Origin of the sequence: Microcoleus sp. Pol12B5 (assembly GCF_036701335.1) — a bacterium.
Lineage (GTDB): Bacteria > Cyanobacteriota > Cyanobacteriia > Cyanobacteriales > Microcoleaceae > Microcoleus.
Map to the genome: position 1 here is coordinate 126,516 of NZ_JAUBQQ010000008.1, position 24,030 is coordinate 150,545.

Annotated in this window: 17 protein-coding genes; 12 read left to right on the plus strand and 5 right to left on the minus strand. The window is 46.7% G+C overall.

The genetic code is table 11. The features are described from left to right. Positions 1–76: 76 nt before the first annotated feature. Together thrC and QUA24_RS07150 are read right to left on the minus strand one after the other, a co-directional pair. Positions 77–1,375: a threonine synthase gene (thrC, locus tag QUA24_RS07145; protein ID WP_333228390.1), complete on the minus strand. Its 1,299-nt coding sequence runs from the start codon at positions 1,373–1,375 to the stop codon at positions 77–79. A 359-nt stretch (positions 1,376–1,734) separates the two neighbouring features. Beyond that, positions 1,735–1,995 carry a MoaD/ThiS family protein gene (locus QUA24_RS07150; protein WP_015179186.1) on the minus strand — a complete coding sequence of 87 codons (261 nt, stop codon included), beginning with the start codon at positions 1,993–1,995 and terminating at the stop codon, positions 1,735–1,737. Between the two features lie 494 nt (positions 1,996–2,489). On the opposite strand from QUA24_RS07150, the gene QUA24_RS07155 reads away from it, so the two are divergent. Beyond that, a complete protein-coding gene (locus QUA24_RS07155; RefSeq protein ID WP_333228392.1) occupies positions 2,490–2,777 on the plus strand; it encodes a hypothetical protein in 288 nt (95 codons plus the stop codon). A gap of 539 nt (positions 2,778–3,316) precedes the next feature. Here the strand turns inward: QUA24_RS07155 and QUA24_RS07160 are convergent. Next, positions 3,317–4,693 carry a cytochrome P450 gene (locus QUA24_RS07160; RefSeq protein ID WP_333228394.1) on the minus strand — a complete coding sequence of 459 codons (1,377 nt, stop codon included), beginning with the start codon at positions 4,691–4,693 and terminating at the stop codon, positions 3,317–3,319. A 138-nt stretch (positions 4,694–4,831) separates the two neighbouring features. Then, on the minus strand, positions 4,832–5,437 hold the full coding sequence (locus QUA24_RS07165) for a hypothetical protein (protein WP_333228396.1): 606 nt from the start codon (positions 5,435–5,437) through the stop codon (positions 4,832–4,834). Between the two features lie 680 nt (positions 5,438–6,117). On the opposite strand from QUA24_RS07165, the gene QUA24_RS07170 reads away from it, so the two are divergent. From QUA24_RS07170 to QUA24_RS07195, 6 genes are all read left to right on the plus strand, one after another. Beyond that, the gene (locus QUA24_RS07170; protein ID WP_333228398.1) at positions 6,118–6,726 is read left to right on the plus strand and encodes a COP23 domain-containing protein; all 609 of its coding nucleotides are present in this window, start codon (positions 6,118–6,120) and stop codon (positions 6,724–6,726) included. 118 nt (positions 6,727–6,844) lie between these two features. Next, positions 6,845–8,572 (plus strand): COP23 domain-containing protein, encoded by a 1,728-nt coding sequence (locus QUA24_RS07175; RefSeq protein WP_333228400.1) that lies wholly within the window; start codon positions 6,845–6,847, stop codon positions 8,570–8,572. Between the two features lie 217 nt (positions 8,573–8,789). Then, positions 8,790–11,030: a phosphoketolase gene (locus QUA24_RS07180; RefSeq protein ID WP_333228402.1), complete on the plus strand. Its 2,241-nt coding sequence runs from the start codon at positions 8,790–8,792 to the stop codon at positions 11,028–11,030. 78 nt (positions 11,031–11,108) lie between these two features. Continuing rightward, entirely contained in the window at positions 11,109–11,705 is a 597-nt protein-coding gene (locus QUA24_RS07185; RefSeq protein WP_333228404.1) for a Uma2 family endonuclease, read from the plus strand. Positions 11,706–11,867: 162 nt separating this feature from the next. Beyond that, positions 11,868–12,989 (plus strand): DUF262 domain-containing protein, encoded by a 1,122-nt coding sequence (locus QUA24_RS07190; RefSeq protein ID WP_333228406.1) that lies wholly within the window; start codon positions 11,868–11,870, stop codon positions 12,987–12,989. Further along, positions 12,989–13,648 (plus strand): MAE_28990/MAE_18760 family HEPN-like nuclease, encoded by a 660-nt coding sequence (locus QUA24_RS07195; protein WP_333228408.1) that lies wholly within the window; start codon positions 12,989–12,991, stop codon positions 13,646–13,648. Before QUA24_RS07190 ends, QUA24_RS07195 begins: the two co-directional genes overlap by 1 nt. A gap of 656 nt (positions 13,649–14,304) precedes the next feature. Here QUA24_RS07195 and QUA24_RS07200 read toward each other — a convergent pair. Then, positions 14,305–15,123 carry a methyltransferase domain-containing protein gene (locus tag QUA24_RS07200; RefSeq protein ID WP_333228410.1) on the minus strand — a complete coding sequence of 273 codons (819 nt, stop codon included), beginning with the start codon at positions 15,121–15,123 and terminating at the stop codon, positions 14,305–14,307. A gap of 299 nt (positions 15,124–15,422) precedes the next feature. Here QUA24_RS07200 and QUA24_RS07205 point away from each other — a divergent pair, with 299 nt between their 5' ends. The 5 genes from QUA24_RS07205 to QUA24_RS07225 all read left to right on the plus strand — a co-directional run bounded on the left by QUA24_RS07205 (position 15,423) and on the right by QUA24_RS07225 (position 23,203). Further along, positions 15,423–16,094 (plus strand): response regulator transcription factor, encoded by a 672-nt coding sequence (locus QUA24_RS07205; protein WP_333228412.1) that lies wholly within the window; start codon positions 15,423–15,425, stop codon positions 16,092–16,094. A gap of 102 nt (positions 16,095–16,196) precedes the next feature. Continuing rightward, positions 16,197–18,179, plus strand: a complete 1,983-nt coding sequence (locus tag QUA24_RS07210) for a CHASE2 domain-containing protein (RefSeq protein ID WP_333228414.1) — start codon at positions 16,197–16,199, stop codon at positions 18,177–18,179. A gap of 232 nt (positions 18,180–18,411) precedes the next feature. Further along, complete coding sequence (locus QUA24_RS07215; protein ID WP_333228416.1) at positions 18,412–19,284, plus strand: DUF928 domain-containing protein; 873 nt, start codon at positions 18,412–18,414, stop codon at positions 19,282–19,284. Positions 19,285–19,310: 26 nt separating this feature from the next. Further along, a complete protein-coding gene (locus QUA24_RS07220; RefSeq protein ID WP_333228418.1) occupies positions 19,311–22,109 on the plus strand; it encodes a tetratricopeptide repeat protein in 2,799 nt (932 codons plus the stop codon). 572 nt (positions 22,110–22,681) lie between these two features. Continuing rightward, positions 22,682–23,203 (plus strand): hypothetical protein, encoded by a 522-nt coding sequence (locus QUA24_RS07225; protein ID WP_333228420.1) that lies wholly within the window; start codon positions 22,682–22,684, stop codon positions 23,201–23,203. The last annotated feature ends 827 nt before the right edge of the window (positions 23,204–24,030 follow it).

Genomic DNA, 24,030 nt, shown 5'->3' on the forward strand with positions numbered 1-24,030 from the left:
AGTGATCAGTCAGTAATCATCAGTCAAAAGCTTAACAAATAATGACTAATGACTACCGACTACTGACTAATAGCTGTTAAACCGAAACTTGTTGCCATTCTAAGCGTTCGAGCGTGCGGGCGCGTTCTAGGGCGCGCTCGAAGGCTTCTAGTTTCGGTTCGAGGGTGATGGGTTCGCCGATGTAGCCTTGAACTGCTTCTTGCGTTTTCAAACCGTTGCCGGTGATGTAAGCGACGGTGGTTTCATCGGGATTGATTTTACCTGCTTCTACGAGTTTCTTCAAGACTGCGATGGTCGTGCCACCTGCAGTTTCTGTGAATATGCCTTCAGTTTCTGCTAGCAGTTTCATGCCTTCGATGATTTCGGTGTCGCTGACGGATTCAATGTTGCCGTTGGTTTTGCGAGCGATTTCCAAGGCGTACATACCGTCGGCTGGATTGCCGATCGCGATCGACTTAGCAATTGTATTCGGTTTCACCGGTTTGACGAAATCGCGACCTTCGCGGAAGGCTTGGGCGATTGGGGAACAGCCGTCAGCTTGGGCACCGCTGAATCTGACTTTCTTTTCGTCCACTAAACCGACTTCGATGAATTCATTAAAGCCTTTGTAAATCTTTGTGAACAAAGAGCCGGATGCAAGGGGAGCGACGATGTGATCGGGCAATTGCCAGCCTAGCTGTTCAGCAACTTCGTAGCCGAGGGTTTTTGAGCCTTCGGAATAGTAGGGACGCAAGTTGATATTGACAAATCCCCAGCCATGTGTATTGGCGACTTCGCAACAGAGTCTGTTAACTTGATCGTAGTTGCCGTGAACTGCCATGACAGTTGGATTGTAAATCAGAGTGCCGAGGACTTTGCCTGCTTCTAAGTCGGAGGGGATGAAGACTACGCAGTCGAGTCCGGCGTGGGCGGCGATCGCAGCCGTAGAGTTAGCTAAATTGCCGGTGCTGGCACAGGATACCGTTGTGAAACCCAATTCTCTCGCTCTGCTGAGGGCGACTGAAACCACTCTGTCTTTAAAGCTGAGAGTGGGCATATTGACGGCATCGTTTTTAATATAAAGATTTTTTAGACCGAGGCGGCGCCCCAAGCGGTGGGATTTTAATAGAGGAGTCATCCCAGTGCCGACATCGATGACGTTATCTGTAGCGACTGGTAAAAATGCGCGGTAGCGCCAGATCGAGTTGGGGCCGGCTTGGATGGTTTGGCGAGTGACGCTGCGGCGGATGGCGTCGTAGTCGTACTTGACTTCAAGCGGGCCAAAACAGCAATCGCAGACGTGCTTGGCTTGGAGTTCGTACTCTTCGCCGCATTCTTTACATTTGAGGGCTGTGAAGGTTGCTGCTGTGGATTGGGTTCTGGTCGCCTGGGTCATAGCTCAACTCTCTAGTTTTGCGATGTTTGTTAATTCTTTTCGCAGAATACCACGCTCAAATTAGTGCGTCAACTATACCCGATTTTTTTAGTCGGGATTGATTTTTCAATTAAAGAGTGGTGTATTTAACTTTGATAGTTGGGCGGGCGGGACGCCCACACCACAAGGATTTGAGTTGTTTTCACGATCGGGCTCTTAATCCAGATTGTCAGACCTGCACGCAAGCCCGATCGAGCTCAAGGATGATTTGCCAACGGAATTGTTACAAAACTTAACAAATCTTTTTTGGGATCACAATTGGGCAGTCGTGCGATCGAACACAACTACAAAACCTCGAATTTTTGATTAACCAACTCACCCTAGCCGCCGCTGACGGGGGGGATGAGTACAACTTCGTCGCCGTCTTGGAGGATGGTGTCGGGGGAGACGAATTCCAGGTTGAGGCCGAAGCGGGTGCGATCGCGCCATTGTTCTAATTGAGGATATTGGGCGATCGAGCTTTCGAGCACTTGAGACACTGGGGTTTCGGGCGGAAGTTCTAATGTAAGTTCCGAAACGCCGTAGGCTTCACCGAAGGCGGCGAACAGTTTAACGGTGATGGTAATCGAAGAGTTAGACACGGCTGTTGAGTGCGATCGACGGTTTGGCAATTATCAACTACACCATACAATTAATTAGGAATTAGGCGCGCCGAGGCTTAGAATTGAAAGCGGCAACCTCTAGTTAAGTTTTACCCCATCGGGTAAAGATGATAGTTGATTGCAGCAAAAAGTCTTAACAATATTGTATGCCGATCGCTCTCACCAACCAGGCGTTAGAAGCAGTTGGCATCCACTTAGATGCAGCTAGCTAAGGTTTAGTTGGCTGCTGTTGAGGCTAATGCGAGAATAATTTTTGAGGATGCGGTATAGATACTTTACGGTAATTGTGGGAGAGTACAAAAAGATCCCACTAAATTTAGCTGGCAACAACGCAGAGAAGGCCCTGCCAACCCGCTTTTCCTGACAAAAAATCAGGTTATACAGTGTGGCTTGGGATAGTCAAACCTTTGCCATGCTTAGCAAGCTAGCCGTTTTATCTAAGAAGAATACTGAAGTTAACGCGATAGAAATATATGGCAAGTAACGATTTTAAAGTGCTTCAAATTATTGAAGCTAAAGGCTGGTATGCCTTTGGGAGTACGAAACAAAGCCAGCACATTGAGAGATGGGTAAGACCTGTCGTGTGTTGGGTTTTAATAGAAGATAAAAAAAAGCGACGGGTTGTGACAGCTACCGCTAGCTATCAGATCCAGATTGACGACAAAGAAGTCGAGTTTTTTGCCCACGAAAGCGAAATTCAAGATCTGGAGAGTCTCCCGAAGTCTGTCTCGGTATCGGAATTTCTGAAAACAGAAGATTAAGAGAAGGGCAGAAGGAGATAATTTAACAAGTTATTAATTATTCCTTAGTGATTCCTTAAACTTGCTGTCGCATTCTATTTCACTGAGAGGTAGAAGCTCTAGATTGGGGAGAGGGGCAGATGGGGACAGGGGGAGAATTTATATTTTTGCCTTGCCTTCTGCATCTTGTCTCCAATGCCTTAAGTAACCCAAAAAATAAAGAGGCCGGAAGATTGCTGGCATTGCCAACACGCTTCCGACCTTGCTGAATAACAGGGTATGCATATGTTTTTAAAGTATGGCAGGCAGGCTTTTGAGATATCAAGAGGACTATTGCAATCACCCACTTTTGCTTTCAGGCTGTGTTTGCAAGGCTCCTATTATTTTAGACTGAGAATTTGAAAATTGAGAGGGGGGAGGCTTACAGGTTAAGGATTTTAGCTATTTATCTGTAGCGGGTGCTACAAAAAATCGGGGCATTGGCGGACGATCGTACATTCTCCCTAAATTGTTTGCACTCAAAGCTGAAAGTTCGATCGTCCTCTGCAACCGCCGCGACTTTAAACCCCACTACCAACAGGTTCAGGCTTCTGCTGCGGTATCCGCCGCCCCAGCAGGGCCATCCGCACGCCGCCGGCAGGCCCTAAAGTCACCCCTCGGCGTTTGGCCTGTACAGGCTTTTTCTCGGCCAATACCAGGTCAAAATCCCGCAAAATGGTTGCCAGCACGAGTTTCATCTCCAACTGCGCCAGCGCCAAGCCGATACAGCGGCGGCTGCCACCTCCAAAGGGCAAATACTCGTAAGGCGAGAATTGTCTCTCCAAAAACCGTTCAGGTTTAAATTGCAGCGGTTCTGGATACAAATCCTCCCGTCTGTGGGTCAAATAAATCGAGCCGATGACAACCGTGCCCGGTTCGAGTTGGTGTCCCATCAGTTCCACGGGCGTGAGAACTTCTCGCGAAAACGTCAGCATTGCGACCGGGTAAATTCGCAGCGTCTCCTGACAAACTGCACTCAGGTAAGGTAAGCGAAAAATCTCCATCGGGTCGGGATTTTCTCCCAAACTGTCCAATTCTTGCAGCAACTTCTGGCGCACCGAGGGCGAGTTGTGAATCCAGTAAAACGCCCAAGCTAGGGCCGTTGCTGTGGTTTCGTGGCCTGCAAGCAGCAGCGTCATCAACTCGTCGCGCAATTCTTCATTGGTCATGGGTTGCCCGTTTTCGTCGCGGGCGGCCATCATTAAGCTGAGAATGTCGGTGCGGTTGGCGTCTGGTTGCAGCCTGCGTTCTTCAATTTCGGCATATATCAGATCGTCAAGTTTCTGCTTCCGCTGTTTCATGCGTCCCCAAGGACTCCAAGAACCCCAATCTTGCTGCATCCAGCCGAAAAACAGCATACTCGATCGCAACGGAGAACCAGTCATATCCAGGACTGAGGTAAGTAGGGGCTTGATCTCTTCCAACCGCGGCCCGTCATCCAGGCCGAAGACAGCTTGTAAGATTACCCGCATGGTGACTTCCTGCATGGCGCTGCGGGCCACAAAAGCTTGATCGACCGAGCACTTGCTGGCCACATCTTGAGCGATAGCGCAAATTAGTTGGCCGTAATTCCGCATCCGTTCCCCGTGAAAAGGTGGCATCAATAATTGGCGCTGGCGTTTGTGCCTTTCTCCTGAGAGAAGAATCATGGATTGTTCTCCCATCAAGGGTTTTAGGAGGCTGTTCAGGCTGCCTGGAGCGTGAAACGCGCTGCTATTGAGCATCTCCTGGACAGCTTGGGGGTGGTGGATCATCACCCATGGTTTCCCGTTGTTCACTTGAGCTGTGAAAATGTCGCCGTATTGTTTGGCACATTTATCCATGTATCTCAGCGGATCGCCGATCCATTGAATTAGCTGCACAAAGGGTGGAGCTTTGGGGCCGTTAGGTAGTGTCATAGGAATTACCGGGGTTTGGGTCACAGGACTTAGCAGCATCAACAAATCTCAAAGGGTTTGAAGGTTGGTTCAATCCCTCCCAACCCTTGTTTTTAAGGGGAGAATTGCGTAAGTCCCATCTCCAATAATTTTAATAGCTTATTCTCGAACGGTGCTCAAAATATCCTTTCCAAGCTCTGTAAAACGAACTGTTTTGATTTGCCAAGGAGCATAACTGGTTAAAGTTTGGCGCACGCCCCCGAACAAACCTAACATTTGACAACTGGACAGATTTTGCAATTTCTGCCGTGAACTTCCCGATGCACGAAGATCCACGGTAGCTATTCCGAGGTCGCGATCAATCGTGAGGCGATAACCAGCCAAACCAAGACTATCGAAAATCTGCTGGTTTAACACTTCATTAACCGCCGATGACATTAACTGGCTCTCTGGGCCTGTAACTGTTTCCAGCTTCAGAGTTTGACACAAATTATCTACCTTATAAACCGTAACGGTGACAGTATTTTCTGAGATGGTAGCACTGCCTAAAACTGAGGCAACAGAGTTAGAAGGTTGCGTTAATTGACCCGATCGAGCCTCAATTTGATTTCCCATGAGTTGTAGGTGTTGGAACTGACGGGCGCTTGTTGAGAGTTGGCTCTGGTTTTCGGTTGAGGTAGCTGCATCTGAGCTAGAACAACTGCTACCGCCTATCAAAATTAACCAAACGCCTAAATATCCTAACTGTTTGCAGATACGGTTCATAGTTTTTAATACTCTACTAAACGTCAGTGTATGGAGGGTAAATTTTGGTGGTAGAAAGCACTTAGACCCTGATTACACTCACTTAGAAGTATTTCCCGCAGTACGGAGATGAAAACAAGTTAAGAGTTCTTGTTAATACCTGGATTTTAGTGTTAGATCAGGTAAAAGGGGTTTTACCCCTCGACGGCGTAACCCCGCAGCTTACCTGTCTCAGCAGATCAAGCTCGCAACCCAGCTCGTAAGTGATATCAAATACCTTGTCAGTGGTGTGATGTACCGTTGCAACTCGATCCTTTCCAAGGTCTGAGGTGAAAAGCCTCTTCCGGTTGGTAAAAGCCTGAGTTTGATTAGTAGTAATGAGGACAGAATTGCGACTTGCGCGGGCATTTTAAGCTCAGCTTCGGAGCGCTTTTTTAACAGCGCCGAAATCGCGGTTAGAGGGAACGTGCAAGTCGCGAACAATATCAAAACTTACGCATCAAGAGCAAAAAAACCGGGTTTTTTAACCAGGCATAAGGGCTGCAACGAAGTGTTTTCGTAAAAAAAACTGGTTTCTGGTCAAGTCGCGAATCACATAATTCCTCAGTCAGCGGATCTTTAACGAACAGGCGTGTCAAGGGTGTTATCGCAGCATTCGGTGATTTTTGTGCCGAATCTCATAAAAACACAGTGAAAAAATCATGAAACAGCAATTATTGACAAAAGTTTTTGTGGCAACAGCGATCGCCCTCACCGGCCTGACGGTTGCTTCTCAACCGAGTTACGGTCGGCGAGCACAGGGGGAAAGTGGATTTTGGTGCAGTACCTCGACCGGTGCGCCGGTGACGGTGTACCAAAACGCTCAAGGTGCTGTAGAGCCTTGGATTGAGTGGACTTCCGATTATTTCTCCGGTTCTGGCTATGATCCGGCAACTCGGTGTCAATTAGTGAGTCAACGCCTCGAAATCTATCGCCGCCAACGAATGCTTAAGTACATTACTGCGGGCCAAATGAACGGCCAGAACGTCATCTGCACGGCGAATCAAGTTAATGGGCGGTGTCAAAATTTGATTTATACCCTCAGACCCGGCCAAGACCCGATCGGCTCTTTGTATAATTTGTTGGCTTGGCGCCAAGGATATGTCGGGATGCCGTCTTTTGATGAAACCAGTAAAATTCCTTACATTGATGTCAGCGAAAAGCTAGGGGAAAATACGGATGATGAGGCGCAACTACCCCCTTTTCCCCACCGTTCGGACAGCCTTAAAGATTGGCAAATTTTCCATCCCATCACCAATTCCAAGGATTGAGGTGGAAAATTTGGCACGTCAAACAGCGGTACGCATCCCGACGGGAATGTCTCCTGGTTCTGGGACGATCGTCCGGCAGCAGGGCCAAACCTATAGGGTGCTGACTAACTAGCAGATTGTGGCGATCGGACTTGTCACCGACGACAGCCTCCTCCACCCACTGCTAGGAGTTCTGAGGTGGCTTGGCGATATCGATCGGGCGATCTTTCAGTTTCGCAGCGCAATCGAGTATAAAATAGCACCATTAAGCTTTGAGCCAGGAGCGGTGTCTGAGCCAGTGTTGGCAGTAGGCTTTCCTGCGGGTGCTGAGGTTGGGGCTTTGGCGGTGACGCGGGCTTCGTTTCGGTGCTGCTACCCAAATCTTTGCCTCAAGGTTATAGCTTGGGCTATACAAATGAGGTTAAAATCGGTACGAGTGGCGGCCCGATTTTTAATGCCAAAGGTTTCTTGGTTAAGATTAACGGTAGGGGCAAGTATCGAGATCCAAATTTTGGCGTCTATGAAGAATGAAGATGGAAGTGAACCAACAGCGGAATTATCGGAGAAAAAGGTTAAATCCAGTTGGGGAATTCCGATTAGTATATATTTGCAGTTCGCCTCGTCTCCAGAAAGGGAGTTATCGATGAATGTGTGGAGTTTGCGGTTTGACGCGCTGACAATCATCTTGACAGGTGCATTAACAGTGACGGCGGTTGTCAGCCAACAATATGCTGCCTGTGCCAAAACAGCCGAAGAAATTGCCCAGCTAGCGACTTTGACAACTGTGGAAGTCAACAATACACTGGGTTTTTTTGCTAGTGGATCGGGAGTAATTATTGCCAAACAGGGTAATATTTACACTGTTCTGACAGCTAATCATGTGGTGGCAAGCCTCGCTCAAAAATACAGCATTCGCACTCATTTGGAGAAGGATTATGCTGCGATTAGAATACAGCGCTTACCGAAAAATGACAGGGATATAGACTTGGCTTTGATACAGTTTCAGAGCCGAGAACAGTATCGAGTAGCACCAATGGGCGAGTCAGAACGTGCTGTTGTTGGTTCTGCTATTTATGTTTCTGGCTATCCGCTGCCTATTTCGGGATTTGAACGAAAACTTGAGTTTACTGCTGGTATCATCTCTTCTCGCTTGGGCAGCGCCTCATCAGGGTATCGTCTGCGCTACCAAGCTGTAACCAGGCGCGGGATGAGCGGCGGGCCTGTATTTGATGCTGATGGCAGGGTGGTAGGAATTCACGGCCAGGGGGATACTGTTGGCACAATTAGGAGTCAGTGGAACGGTCAGATTGAGGAGATAAAAACGGGGTTGAACGCGGCAATCCCGATCGATGCTTTTAGGGAGTTGCTATCACAAAATAAGCATAACGGTTTTGATATTCTCAGCAATCTTTCTATCAGCAGCGCCTCGGATCCAAACCAACCGAATCGGGGTTATGGAGGATTTGTCTGCGATACCTCAACGGGCGAGCCGGTGACTGTGTATCAAAATCCGCAAGGTTTCAGGGAGCCTTGGATTCGCTGGAGTTCCAATTTCTTTTCTAGTTCGGGTTACGATCCTCTAACTCGCTGCCAACAAGTCACTCAGCGCCTTGATAATTATAACCGAAATAAACAGCTAAATTATGTGACTGTTGGTATGGTAAATAACCAGAAAGCGATTTGCACGACTAGCCGTGTTAATGGGCCTTGCGAAGGTTTGATCTACACCCTGCGGCGCGATCAAGATCCGACTCCTGCACTGAGCAGTTTTTTTGTTTGGCTGCGGAATCAAAAGGCTGTGCCTTCTCTTTCTGAAAGCGCTACTGTGCCTTATATAGATGTTAGGGAACGGCTGGAACAATTTTAGATTTGGGATTTGAGATTTGAGATGGATTAGTAATGCGTAAACACAGAACCCCGACTTATGAAAAAAGTCGGGGTTCTCAAACAACTACTTATTAGCTTAAAAATTGAGATATTTTCCTTATTTATCACTGACATAATAGAACTAATGATTTTTTGGAACACGGAAGCTATAAAATTACTCTTACATTAATCCAATTCCAATTTTTCAGGTATCAAGCATGACAGCAACTACTCCACAGGCAACGTCAACAACGCCCGCTTTTTGTGAAGGCATTCAATATTTTTCTGAAACAGTCCCTGGTTTTGACACTTATGGGAAAGCACCTGCGATCGCCGAGGGGAGCAAGTCGATCGCCGATCCTGCCGATCCCGTCGCCGTCTTTCAAACGATGCTGGGAGCAGACGCGCTGCGCTACCTGACACTGCAAGTTACCGCTAGCAAGGCATCGGGACATCCGGGGGGTTTTGCTAGCCAAGCTGAGGCTTATGCCGCTTTGGTGATGCTCGGACACAAGAACATTGTCACCGAAGTCGGCCATCACGCGCCGGGATTTTACAGTGCCATGTTTCTCGATCGATCTTTGGAAGATATGGGAATTTTCAACGTGCAGCAAGTGCGCGATAAATTCCGAGAAAAAGACGGTTTGTTAGGACATCTTTCCGGTTTCATTCCCGGTCTTTTAGCACCGGCAGGCCCCCTCGGACAAGGGCAGCATTTCGCAATGGCTGGAGCGCTTTTGCACCGCGAAAAACTGTTTGCTTTCACAATAGGCGACGGGGGCATGGGCGAACCCTATCCGATGAGCAGCATGGCACATTTCCACACTGCTTATCCGAGCGTTACTAACTTTTTGCCTGTGTTGGTTTGGAACGGATATTCTCAGGAACATCACAGCATGGTTTCGACTAAAACTAATGCTGAAATGATTGCTTATTGGCAAGGTAACGGTTTTGAAGAAGTTATCTTAGTTGATGCTAAGGAATTTGACGATAAAAATCAACCGGAAGATTATGTTGACAGCACTGCTTTTTCGCTCGAACAGCGCATAGCATTTACCAAAGCTGTTTTAGAAGGAGTTGACAAAGCGGCAAAATCTGCTCTCGGCGGCAAATTAACTGCGTTTATTATCAAACAGTTGAAAGGTGCCGGTGTCCACGCGCGCGGAGCAAAATCTCACAACCTTTATCCGAAAGATACGCTGGATGCTCCGCACATTATCAGTGCTTTAAAAGAGCGCGCTTTGACTGCTGCTGCTTGGGAATTGGTGCGGACGAATTGCGAGCGTGCGGGCGGCGGGCCGGCGGCGAAAACAGTTGTTACTGAGTTTACCTTGCCGCTGGCAGATTTAGGCGAATTGCCTTTAGAAGAATTTGTAGTTGGGGGAGAACCGAAGATTTCGACAACAGCAATGGGACGTTTGGTAGGAAAAGTCGGCGAGCGCGATCGTACTTTTCTGGTCACTAATGCTGACGGCAATGAAGCATCAGCAATTGCCAATATCAACCAAGCTCTCAAGATTATTCACCCGACGACAGATGACCTGTACAATCAATCGCCAAACGGTCAAGTTTACGAACCTTTGAGCGAAGATGCTTGCGCCGGTTTAGCTGTAGGTTTATCGCTATTCGGAGCGCGGAGTTTGTGGTGTTCCTACGAATCTTTTGCCATCAACGGTTTACCAATTTGGCAAACTGTAACCCAAGCAATGGCCGAATTGCGCCGTCCAACTCCGGCAACTGTCACATTATTTACAGCGGGTGCATTGGAACAAGGCCGCAACGGTTGGACGCACCAGCGGCCGGAAATTGAGGCTTATTTTGCGGCGATGATGCGGAACGGAAATGTGTTTCCTTTGTTTCCACCAGATGCTAACAGCATTCAAGCTTGTTACGAGTGGGCTTTGACTGCTAAAAATAAGGGAGTTGTGATTACTGCAAGCAAGTCGCCACTGCCAATTCGCACTACTTTTGAACAGACTCGCCAAGGTTTGCAAGACGGTGCAATAGTGCTGCACGAAGTCGATGCCCCGCAAGCTGCCCACAATCAAGGGGGGAGCAAGAAAGTTGTGTTTGCAGTTGTCGGCGACATGACGTTAATGCCAGTGTTTGAAGCGGCGGCATTTTTGGAAACAGAAGGGATTGGAGTGCGGATTGTTTCTGTTGTCAATCCTCGGCGTTTGTACCGTGCTAGCGATGTTGCTTGGGATACTTGTTCGGAAGCTGACGGTGACTTTTTGAGCGATGAGAAATTTGCCGAAATGTTTGGCGGAGATGCCCTGATTGGCGTGACAGGCGGTGCTTCTGGGATGTTGGAACCTGTGATGCTCCGCAGCAATTGCAAGCGGGATACTTTCGCTTGGAAGCGGGGGGAAACTACTGCTAGTGCTGGTCAGTTGATGGCGTTTAATGGGTTGACTGCTGAGGCGTTGACTAAAAGGGCGATCGAGCTAGTTCATTAAGTTAGAATGTGAGTGAATGCCCCTGCCTGGTTTGTGCTGGGTAGGGGCTAGTAATATTCAAGTAGGATGGTCATACCTATGACAGCAAAAATTTTAGAAGAAATAGGTACGCTTGCAGAACAGCGATTGATTCTCCCCGCTTATTATACTTGGGAGCAATTTGAGGCGATCGCATCTTTGATGGCCGACTCTCCGGGTTTGCGGATAACTTATCTTGATGGGTGGATCGAGTTTATGACAGTGGGCGAAGAACATGAAAGCTTTAAAAAAGCGCTCGCTATATTACTGGAAGCATACTTTTTTGAACTCGGAATTGAATTTTTTCCTGTAGGGAGTGCAACTCGCAGAGACCGGGCAAGAGATGTATCATTTGAACCTGACGAGTCTTATTATATAGGTTCAAGAAAAGAGCATCCCGATTTAGCCGTGGAAGTAACGATGACTAGCGGTAGCACAAATAAACTAGCTAAATATCTGCGACTTCGCATTCCTGAAGTCTGGTTTTGGGAAAATAATCAGTTGGCTGTGTATGGGTTGCGGGAGGATAATTATGAGCAAGTTTCAAGAAGTGAGTTGCTGCCGGAATTGGATTTAGAATTGCTGGTGCGTTGCGTTTTAATGCCTTCAATACTTGAGGCAAGACAGGAGTTTATTAAGGGGATTCTGCCGCAGTAATTTGGTTGATTAATAAGACTAACGCAACAAATCCCTCGATATGCTATAATTGCAGGGTTAAAGACTGACTTTTTGTCAGGCGCAACGCAACACAGTAGGATAGCTAAGTATTCTTATTCTACAAAAATGTTATACATAACAACATTTAATACACCTTGAACTATGTCCCTGCAAGATGAGATTGACAAAACAAGGCAAGAAATTCGGACTGATGGCTACTCAATGTCTATTGGGGAGTGGATCAGCCTTTATGAGAGGAGTGAGATTGATATTCATCCAAATTTTCAGAGGTTTTTTCGTTGGTCTGATCATCAAAAATCAACCTTCATAGAATCAATTTTGCTAGGTATACCTATTCCACCAATCTTTGTTAGCCAAAGAGACGATGGTGTTTGGGATGTTGTAGATGGTGTTCAGAGACTATCAACAATATATGAATTTGTCGGTCTTTTGAAAAAAGATGAATCAGAAAAAGATGAATCAGACAATAATGAATATCCAGTAGCCTTACAAAAAACCACATATTTAGCTTCTTTAGAAGGTAAAAAATGGGACGATCCAAACGATAAAGATAATTCTTTCACTCAAACACAGCGTTTATTGATTAAACGCTCAAAAATTGCTGTCAATATTGTTGAAAAAGAAAGCGATGAAATGATTAAATATGAGCTATTTCAGCGACTGAATACAGGAGGTTCAGTTGCTACACATCAAGAAGTGAGAAATTGCATTCTTTTGATGTTGAATAAAGATTTATATCAATTGATGCGATCGCTGGCAGATTATGAACCATTCAAAAAATGTACAGCTTTAAGCGATAGGCTCTATGAAGAGCAGTATGATATAGAATTAGTATTACGTTTCATACTTCTATTTGACAAGGATGAGGAAAACATTAAAAAGCTGGGTCGTGATGTTCACGTTTTCCTAACAGAAAAAATGCGCGAAATGGCTTCTGATAAAGATTTAGATTATCACCATATAGAAACCGCATTCAAAACAACATTCGATCTTCTTAATGAAATTACAAGTGATGATAGTTTCAAGAAATATAAATGTGAACAAGATAGGTTCCTTGGTGGTTTTTCATTATCGGCATACGAAGTGGTAGCATTGGGAATCGGATATAACTATAAAAATCTACCTCAGAGAAACCTGATATCTGATAAGATAAAAGGTATTTGGTCACATCCGACTTATCAAAAATGGTCAGGAGGAGGGTTGAATGCTGCAAGACGTTTACCTTACCTGATTCCGCTTGGTAGAGAAGTATTTTCCCCCTAATGAGTATCCGAACTGCTGAAGAATTAAGTGATAAACTTTCAAATGATCTTGCTTGGCGAAAGAAGGAACTTTCAGAAGTCAAATCCTTGGTGGAAGCGAGAAATGTTTCTCCTCAAAGGCATAATGCGTCGATTCGGAGTGGAATATGTATTCTCTATGCCCATTGGGAAGGTTTTGTCAAATTAGCATCAAATAGTTACCTAGAGTATGTTGCGATGCAAAAGCTTCGCTACGATCAGCTTAGTAGCAATTTTCTAGCTCTGGCAATGAAGACAAAATTGAATGAGGCTAGAGACACCAATAAACCATCATTATATATACCTGTTTGTGATTTCTTCCTTTCTAACTTAAATACTAAATGCTCTTTACCATACAAAGACAAAGATGCAATTTCTACTGCATCCAATCTGTCTTCTGACATTTTGAAAGAAATAACTTCTACTCTGGGAATAGACTTTTCCCTTTACTCTACTAAGGCCGTATTAATCGATATTAAGCTTTTGAAAACCAGAAATGAAATAGCACATGGTAACTATTTGACGGTTGACAGAGAAGAGTATATAGAGTTACACACACAAATTATGGGAATGCTTGATATATTCAGCAATCAAATTCAAAATGCTGCTGTCAATAAGGATTATATGCGGAATTCACCTTAGACAAGTTATTTTTTTATAATGGTTTGAAGCTTAGTCGCGGATGTACAATCGCCAATCCCAGCATTTAGTTCATTTCACATTTAATTACCGATACAACCAGATGTATGATCGAGCATAAGGGCACAGTTGAGCCGACGCCGGCAACCATTTGCTCTCACAAACAACCTTTGCGCGATCGGCTCCAAGGATTTGTTAGACTTGTACGTGTAAAGTTACTATGCTCAGAAATATGAAAATTTATAGCTTTGATATTAAATCTGTTAGGATTGGAATTATTCTTATCTCTCTTTTCTTCATCTGCGTGAATCAGTGTCAATCCATTGTCATCTGCGGTTAATAAATTCTCTTTTTTTAACCGCAGATTAGGGCAGATAAACACAGATTAACGCAGATGAATTAGATCGATTCCCGTTGCACTGTCCGTGATTGTTGACTGTTGACTGGATTTTACCCCCGACGATGCTACGGGATTGGATATGATACGCTTCTAAAGCTATACGTGCAGCTTTAACCTAATGCTGAGGGAAAAATTTATTAGGAAGCTTTTCCTATTTTACTGTTAGATAACTTGCTTTTGTTAGCTGGAAATTTAGCGATAGTGCTAGAGGTTTTGCTGCGGCGGAATATCAATGTTTTGTGAAATATCTGTCTTAATTTTATTGATTTTTTTCCCCGCAAGCCATCAACCAAAAACTCATCATCGATCGATCGCCCGCAGCTACAAACTCATCCCGCGAAACCAGATAGCTTTCTATTTCCGACTCTGAAATCACCCCCTGTTTGACCATTTGCAAAATGGGCCCGGAGTCAAGTAAAGGTTGAAAGGCCTCAATTCCGATGATATCGCTGTGGCTGACAACCGCTTCTAAATCAACGCTAACAAACCCAGCTTCTTTGAGAATGCGGCACAGATTTCGCCCGACGCATAAATCGCCGCCCCGCGATGCTATCACCTGCTTGAATTTCTCCCGGACAATCTGGACTGACCAAGGTGGATTTGTTAGCCAAAACAGATCCGCATCGCTATCAATAATCACCAGTTTTCCCCCAGGCTTCAAGATGCGGAATATTTCTCTAGCTGCTGCGACGGGATCTGGGAGGTGAACGAACAGCAAACGGGCGATCGCAAAGTCAAACGTGTTATCATCCAAACCAGTATCCGCAACCGATGCTGGGATGCGATTTACTCGATCGCCCCCTTTGTCCTGCAAATATGCTACTGCTTTTTCGTGCAGTACCGGGTCAATTTCTACCGCTGTTACCGAACTGTTTGGCAGCAATTCTAACAGTTTTTCGGTGAAAAATCCCGGCCCGCTACCCGCTTCCAAAACATTCATCCCGTCGGCTAAACCGAACCACTTTAAAGTGCGCGCTTCCTTTTCCCAACTGAGGAGAACTTGAGCTTTTAACCGTTGGATTTCTCCCTCAAACTCCAGATTGAACGTACTGGCTTGATACGAACCTTCGGCTGTCATAAAATTATCTTTATTCTTGCTTGGAAACCTAGATTATAATAGAACTGCGCTTTAGTGCAATTCTTGTTGCGGAGATCCACAACCACAGTTGGCGGACAGATGCAGGACGGGAGCCACGTAATTCCTCTATTGTAAGAAGATGACAGAGACAATTTTAGATTTGGGATTTTGAATGAGAATTTCAGCGGTTTAAAACCCCTAGTTTCAACTAGGTCACAAATCGAAAATCGTAAATTCCAAATCTAAAATGGGTGGACGGATTACCTAAACTGACGATGTTGTGTGGCAACGAATCAATTATGCCCCAGACTTTACCTCAACCGGAGAAACGAACATTTTTAGTTGTAGATGACCATGCGATGGTGTTAGGTGGCACGCTTAACATTCTGAAGCAAGAATATCCAGAGGCAGACATTCTGACGGCTCCGACTGCTCAGGCAGCCCTTGAGAAAATAGCGCAGAGGACCCCGGATTTGGTGATTGTGGATCTGGTGATGCCACAGACGAGCGGCGAAACGGCGCAAGCAAATTCAGGGCTTCAACTTCTCAAAACGTTGATGGATAAGTATCCGAGTCTGAATATTGTGGTGCAGAGTGCCCATGTTCGGACTTTAGTTTGGCTGAAACCGTCGATCGACAATCACATGGGCGGCTTCACAGTTGTCGATAAAAGCCAGCCGATGAAAGACTTGCTGGCGATGGTTGATTGGGCGCTGCATGAGCGGATTTATACACCCAGAGAGATCCGCAATGGGCTGCAACTCAAACCCGCCTGGATGCAGGTGTTGCAATTTGCTTTTCACGAGAGCTTACAGGATACTGCGATCGCCAAACGAATGAATGTTTCTGAACGCACTGTGCAGTATTACTGGACTAAGATTCGAGATGTGCTAGAGGTGTATCCTGATGATGATAAGAATCTGCGGATTCAAACGGAAGTGCGAGCTAGGGAAGAAGGATTGATTGATTAGTGATATCAAGTCTGGTTAATTACTTATAAGTCCTGTACGGGCATCGGGCATCGGGCATCGGGCATCGGGCATCGGGCATCGGCCAAACAGTCGTACAAAAGTATGATAACTATTCAACCGGACATTATTATGAAGCGTGATCGAAAACAAGCAGTGAAAGCAGGTGTCACGACTTGGGGACGAGGAGCGCTTCCAGGGTTGATGGTGATTGTCGCTGTGATGATGGCTAGATTGAGCGGTGCGCTTCAGTTTTGGGAGTTGGTTGCGTTCGATCGATTTCTGCGTTTGCGTCCTCCTGAGTCAATGGATGAACGGATTGTAATTGTCGGCATCACTGAGGAGGATATTCAACGCGCTAGAACTTATCCGATTCCCGATCGCGATATTGCCGATTTACTCAAACGCTTGCAGGCCTATCAACCGATCGCGATCGGGCTGGATATTGTCCGCGATATTCCGGTTGAACCGGGGAATGCTGAACTGGCATCGGTGTTTCGCAGCAGCAAGAATGTGATCGGAGTGGAGATTGCTTTGCCCGATCGCAGTGGCTTTACCGTCGCACCTCCGCCCGCGCTACCACCCGAACAGGTTGGCTTTGCAGATTTCGTACTCGATGCGGATGGCTACCAGCGCCGCAGTTTATTGGGTACTAACAACGATCGACAGGAATACCGTTTTTCCTTCGCGCTCCGGCTGGCAGAACTCTATTTAGCAACCCGAGGAATTAAGCTAGGTAATGGAATTCGTGATCGGGAGGCGATGCGCTTTGGCAGCATTGAATTTACCAGAGTGCAGTCAAACTCTGGCGGATATGTGGGGGCGGATGCAGGCGGGAACCAAATTTTACTGAATGTTCGCAGCGGGACAATGCCATTTCGCGTGCTTTCCCTGGAGCAAATCAAGGCAGGACAAGTAGATCCGAACTGGATTCGAGGCAAAATTGTGCTGATTGGGATGATGTCTTTTAGCGCGAAGGATTTGGCAAGTTCAGGTGCGATCGCAGGCATCAATCCCGGACGGATTTACGGAGTCGAAATGCAAGCCCACGAAACCAGCCAGATGATTAGTGCGGTGCTCGATCGGCGAGCGTTGCTTCAGGTTTGGGGGGAGGGCTGGGAAACGCTCTGGATTGCGGTCTGGGGACTCTTGGGGATGAGTTTGGGACGATTTCTGCGATCGCCATGGAAAATTGTGATCGGGCTCTTAATCGCTAGTATTACCCCGATCGCGCTCTGTTACTGGTTCATTCTTTTGGGATGGTGGGTGCCGATCGTACCTGTATTGCTCGTACTCGTGTTGAATGGGGCTGGGTTGACGGCAGCGTTATTTTATCGCCACGAACAGGAACTCCGACTGCGGTTGGAGGAACGTCAATTTGCGATCGAGCAGACCTTTAATGCAATTCATAGCGGCCCGTTACAAACATTGGTTGGGATTTTGAGAACTGCTCAAGAACAAGCCACACCGCCGTTATTTCTACCGGAGTTGCAACGCCTGAATCAAGAATTGCGGGCAGTTTACGGATCTGTGCAACGAGATGCGATCGCAGATGAACCGCATCTCCGCATGGGAAGTGCGATCGAATTAGCCCTGCAGGCTCCATTGCATGAATTGCTGTACAAAGTCTATTGCAACACGCTCGAACAAGAACTGCCTTACCTCAAAACGCTCAAATTCAAAATTGTGCAGTTCGATCCTTTGAACACCTCGCATCTGCGGTTGGAACACAAGCGAGCACTCTGCCGCTTTCTGGAAGAAGCGCTCTGCAATGTGGGGAAACACGCGATCGAAGCTACTCGCTTGACCGTAATTTGCACTCAAGAAGGCGATCGGCAGGTGATTCGGGTGGCGGATAATGGTAGGGGAAAACCGTCTCAGTCAGAAACGCTTAGCTTGGCCCAAATCGATCAAGACAAGGAAACAACCGAAGATCCAAACCCTAAAATCCCACCTTCAGGATTAGGAACCCAGCTTGCAAAGAACTTAGCCAAACAGTTAGGCGGAGCATTTCGGCGCTACCCGAATCAACCGAAGGGGACAGTGTGCGAGTTAACCTGGCCAGCGAAACGGCGGTGGTTCTGGTAATTGGTTGGGTTCACGCTTGTTATATCAACCGTCAAGACGGTTAGGGTTCGATCGCTCCTAGCCAAGGGCGGGCACGGGGGCACCGCCCCTACTAAGGCAGGGACAAGAACTTGGTCAAAGTCCCCCTTATTAAGGGGGATTTAGGGGGATCGAGACTCGGCTACCAGCGAGAGATACATAGGGTTTCAGGCTTAAGTTGTCACCAATAGTCCAGGACTATTCCCAATGCCCCATGCCCCATGCCCCATGCCCGATTCCCAATATCTTTGCACCTTCCCGCAAACAACGCTTGCGGGCAGTCCTCTATTGTGTTTGTGTATTGTTGATTACTGTAGAAATAGTTACAGAGGGGATTGCGATGATGACTCACGAGTTGAAGCGTCGAACCATTTACTCTGCAGGCATTGGCAGTTTAATGCTGAGTGTTTCGTTCTGGATCACTCCTGTAGCGCTGGCACAATACACCCCTCCTGAAAACCCTTCTAAACCGAAAGAAACGGGGACGAATACCACTCGCGGGGGCAGTTGCGAAGCTAATTCATCGGCGAGATTGACTGCCTTAGTGCCGTTTAGCCATGTGGGAGAGACGATTTCTGGGCATCCGACTTTTACCTGGTTTGTACCCGATCGCACTCCTCGTCCGTTGCTATTCCGGCTGTTTACTCGCACGGGACAACTGCTTTACAGAACCGAGATGCAGAGTCAGCCAGGAATCATGTCGGTTGCTTTGCCCTCAAATCTGCCCCAACTGTCGATCGGGCAATCCTATCAGTGGCAAGTGGTGTTGGTCTGCGATCCGAATGTTCCTTCGAGAAATGTGGTGGCGGCGGCAGAAATCCAAGTCGTTGCGCCTGCTGCATCGTTGCAGACTCAACTTGCAGCCGCGCAAACTCCCCAACAGCGGATTGACCTGTATGCGGAGTCTGGGCTGTGGTATGACGCGATCGCGGAAGCGCGCAAAGCCTCTGAGATTTCTCAAAACCAAGCGGCTGTGCTGGAATTGCTAGATTCTCTTGCTAGTTCGGAAGCCGAACCTTTGAAAGATTGGAGCGATCGATTGAAGCAAATTAGGGCGATCGAACAACAGCGCCAAGGACAGCGCTAACCTTCGCAATCTAAAGACTAAATCCTATGAAATCTTTCTCGCTAAAACTGCTTAAATCCAGCAATTGTAAAGTGCGATCGGGCTTCCTCTTTCCCCTCGCCTTTTGCCTGTTGTCTGTTGCTTTTTATATTCCTCCGCACTCCCCACTCCCCGCTGCTGCTCAAACTACCGATGCTCGTAAAAGTGAGGCCGATCGGCTCTCGAAACAAGGTCGGCAATCATTTGATGCAGGTCGCGTCGAGGAGGCGATCTCAGCGTTTGAAGCCGCCTTAAAATTGTATCAATCGATCGGCGATCGCGCAGAAGAGGGGGCAGTGCTTGGCATTCTTGGGAACGCATATGACAGCTTAGAGCAATTCGCCAAAGCATTAGCGTTCCATCTACAAGCCGCAGAGGTCTTCCGACGAGTTGGCTATCGCAAGGCAGAAGGGATGGCTCTGAGTTATGCAGGTCGGGCTTATGCTGACTTGGGGCAGTTGGATAAATCGCTAGAAACTGCTCAAGCCGCGTTAGCGATTGCCCAAGAATTCGGAGATGGAATGCTTGAATCAATGAACCTTAACAACATTGGAGGAATTTACACTCGCTGGGGGCAATATGCGAAGGCGGCAGAGTTTTTGGAAGCCTCGTTGAAGGCGGCTCGGCAAGTTTATCCTGATGCGGGAGGGGTGATTCTGCTGAGTCTTGGGAGCGTCTACGAAAATTTAGGTCAGTATCCCAAAGCATTAGGGTTCTATCAACAATCATTAGAAGCGTTTCAGCGCATTGGTGCGCGGAGGGAAGCAGGAATGACGCTAACCCTGATGGGTCTGATTTACACAAAACAATCGCAATATGCTAAAGCGCTCAACACCCATCAACAAGCATTGCAGATGGTTCAACAAAGCGGTTATCGCACTGGAGAAGGAGGGATTCTCAGCAATATTGGCGATGTTTACCAGCAATTAGGACAATCTACCAAAGCACTAGAGTTCTATGAGCGGTCGCTGAAGATTGCACAGCAGATTGGCAATCGTGCGGGTGAGAGTGCAACCCTCAACAATATGGGTAATGCTTATATGAATCTAGGCCAGCGAGATAAAGCATTGGGCGTGTTTGAACAAGCTCTGAAAGTTATTCAGCAGCTTGGTGACCCTGCGAGTGAAAGTAGAGGTCTCAGTAACATTGGTGGGATATACCATGACTTAGGACAATATGCCAATGCCTTGAAGTATTATCAATCTGCTTTGGGAATCGCTCAACAGATTCGTAATCGCGAAAGCGAACAGGCCGCACTCCATAATATAGGTCAGGTTTACAATCGGCTGGGGCAATACAGTCAGGCGCAGGAGTCTCACCAACAAGCATTAAAGATTGCCCAACAAACGGGTAATCGTTTGAATCAGAGTCTAAGCCTCACAGGACTGGGGCAAGCACTTGCCGGAGCCGGCAAAATTAGTGCGGCAGAAAAAACGCTATATGAGGCGATTGAGATTGTAGAATCCCTGCGGGGGGGACTAAAAGATCGGGACAAAGTTTTCCTGGCAAATCGGCTTGTCAATCCTTACCTTTGGTTACAATTCACACTGATTGCCCAAAACAAAACTACAACAGCGCTCGAAGTATCAGAGCGAGGTCGTACCCGCGCCTTTGTCGAATTACTGGCAACACGACTAGCGGGTGATTCCACGCCATCTCAAACCCTTCAGCGCCTGAGTCAACCGCTCTCGCTCGCTCAAATTCAACAGGTCGCTCGCCAGCAAAACGCTACATTAGTCGAATATTCAGTGGTGGGGGAAGGATTGTATATTTGGTTGGTTCGTCCCACGGGGCAGATTGAGTTCCGCAAAACTCGGTACGAATTCTCAACCACAAAGCTGCAAGAGTTTGTGTCTGACACTCATGATGTTCTACGGCGAGGCGTTCGTCGCTCTGGAACGATATCCACTCCAACTTCCCAGCCAACAAATGATCGCCTCAATCAATTTGGAGCTTATCAACTTAGAACCTTACATCAATTGTTGATTGAGCCGATCGCTGACTTATTACCCAAGAATCCCAGGGAGCGCGTCATCTTCATTCCACAAAACGAACTGTTATTGGTGCCTTTTCCCGCCTTACTGAATGAAAAAGGCACCTATCTGATTGAACAGCACACCCTACTGACAGCACCCTCAATTCAAGTCTTAAGTTTTACTCACCAGAACCAACAACAACTTAACCGTACTCCAAACCGCACTGCTTTGGTGGTTGGCAATCCTACACTGCCCAAACTGTTGGAGGGTCGCCTTGCCCCTTTACCCGCAGCCGAACAAGAAGCCCGCGCTGTCGCGCAGTTGCTCAAGACCACACCGATGATTGGGGCTGCTGCAAATAAATCAGCAGTAGTCAACCAGATGCCGCAAGCACGGTTTATTCATCTCGCAACGCATGGCTTATTGACCTCCAACAACGGCAATGCACCGGGCGCGATCGTGCTTGCCCCTAACTCCCCTAACCAGGTTAACGATGGCTTACTCACCCCAACTGAAATCTTGAATATGAAGCTCAAAGCGGAGCTAGTAGTGTTAAGTGCCTGTGATACCGCCCAAGGTGATGTGACAAGCGATGGCATCGTAGGCTTGTCGCGATCGCTGATTGCAGCAGGCGTACCCAGTGTCATTGTCTCCCTCTGGGCAGTGCCCGATGCTCCGACGGCGGAATTGATGCAGACGTTTTATTATCAATACTTGCAGAAACAACCTGACAAAGCGCAGGCACTCCGACAGGCAATGCTAACCACAATGAAAACCCATCCACAACCGCGAAATTGGGCAGCGTTCACGTTGATTGGGGAAGCAGAGTAAGTTTTTATGAAGGGCGATCTCTATTAGATTAGGGTTAGTTTGTGCGTTGCAGTAGAGTTGGGCGATCGTAGTATTTTCGTAAAAAAACTCGTTTCTGGGCCCCATGTAATTTTCTTTCGATCCCCGTAGGGACAAGGCATTGCCGTGTCCCTACAATAAAGCCGTGTCCCTACAATAAAGTTAATCAGGCGGCAAGATATTTTTGCATTAGTTGCACTTTCCCGCAATCAACATTGCACCCATCTCTTCATCAGGTCTGTGGGTAGAACGAGTGAAATCCCCATCTGGTTTGCTTAATATTCAAGTAATGAAAGACTCGAATTAAAAAATAGTTTTGTACTACATAAATTCAGTCTTCTGTTTACTAAACGTCGCTGTTTATTGCATATATTTGCAAGATAAAGCCGATGAAAACACAAAAATCAATTCTACCAACCAAAGCAAAATGGGTCTCTAAAGTCATTGGATTTTCACTGTTGAGTGTTCCACTCATGTCCAATCTTACCCATGCACAATCCGGATCGCCTACCCCTCAAATCGGATTCAGATTTAAACAATCTCAGGAATTCAATGTGGGTGCAGTCACTACTGTATCGGTCTCTACAACTTACGAAGGAGACTCCGGCAGTTGTCACGGTCAGTTTTACTTCTCTTATTTTCAGACTTACACCGATACTCACACGGAGGAAGCCTCCGAGCACGCAACATTCATTTCCAGCAATACGCCGCCTGCTCCCGGTTTGCGCCTTGCGATCCGAAATGTCACTCCTGGGATTGACAAAAACCCTTCTCCCCATACCGATCGTGAATACCATAAACCTCCAACTTCGGAAGGATTTAAAGTGTCTCTTGGCACAATTCACAGCGGTAGATTTTTAGCGGTGCAACCCGGAGAAAACCACTTTTCCTATGAGATAAAACGCGGTAAAACCATCATTGAATCTGGTACTTTCACCGCTAGAATTGACCACCAAACTCAAAGTAGACAACGCTATCAGAATATTGCTGGCAAAAGTGCTAGGGAATGTGAATTGGAATATAACCAGCAGAGGGAATATGACCGACAGAAGGAGAAGCCAAGAAGAAGGCGTTGATTAATCAATCTTTTGAACTCATGAAAGGAGTTGAAATCAAATGAATCGACCTACGCCCAAGAACCACAAGAGCAACATCAATGATTGGTTGGGAAAGCTATTCTTTTTCATACTCGCGCCTAGTTTTTTATGGTCAGTAGCTGGACTGATGTATGTGACGATTCCCGCTCGCTATCGAACCGAAGTGGACTTTCGAGCTAGAGCAGTTAGAACTGACGGCATCGTCACTAAAAAAAATCAAAAAACAACTTGTTATGGAGGAGGACTCGGTTGTTTTTATAGTTGTGACGTAACCGTGAAATTTCAGACAGACTGGGGGAAAACTATTGTGTTTTCCAACAGTTGCACGTCTGCGAAGGAAAATCAAACAGTTCCAGTATTGTATGACCCAGACTCTTCCCCCGTCAAAGCTCGGATTGATATAGGGGATAGTCCTGAAAGTCGAAGAACAAACGATTTCATATCGTCATTCATTTTTGTCCTTTTTGGACTCGGTTCACTCATTACTGGCTTTTCAATCTATGGAACAAAGCACACACAAGATTGAAAGAGTGATGTCTACAGGACTTATGCAACGGGCATCGGGACCATCGACTTGTAGGGTGCGTCAGACTAATTTATCGGGCGATGATCGAGGGTTTGATATCTGACGCACCTTACTAATTGTGACACTTGCGTCCAAGACAGGTCTAGTTTCACATGAATAAATTTTGTAATTTGGAGCAACTTCCATGAAAAATGATTTTGCAGATAAGTAGCTAGACAAAATTAATTACATAGTTTTCTCCAAATTCTTTCAGGATTTTTTCCACAGAGGTAACAAAAGT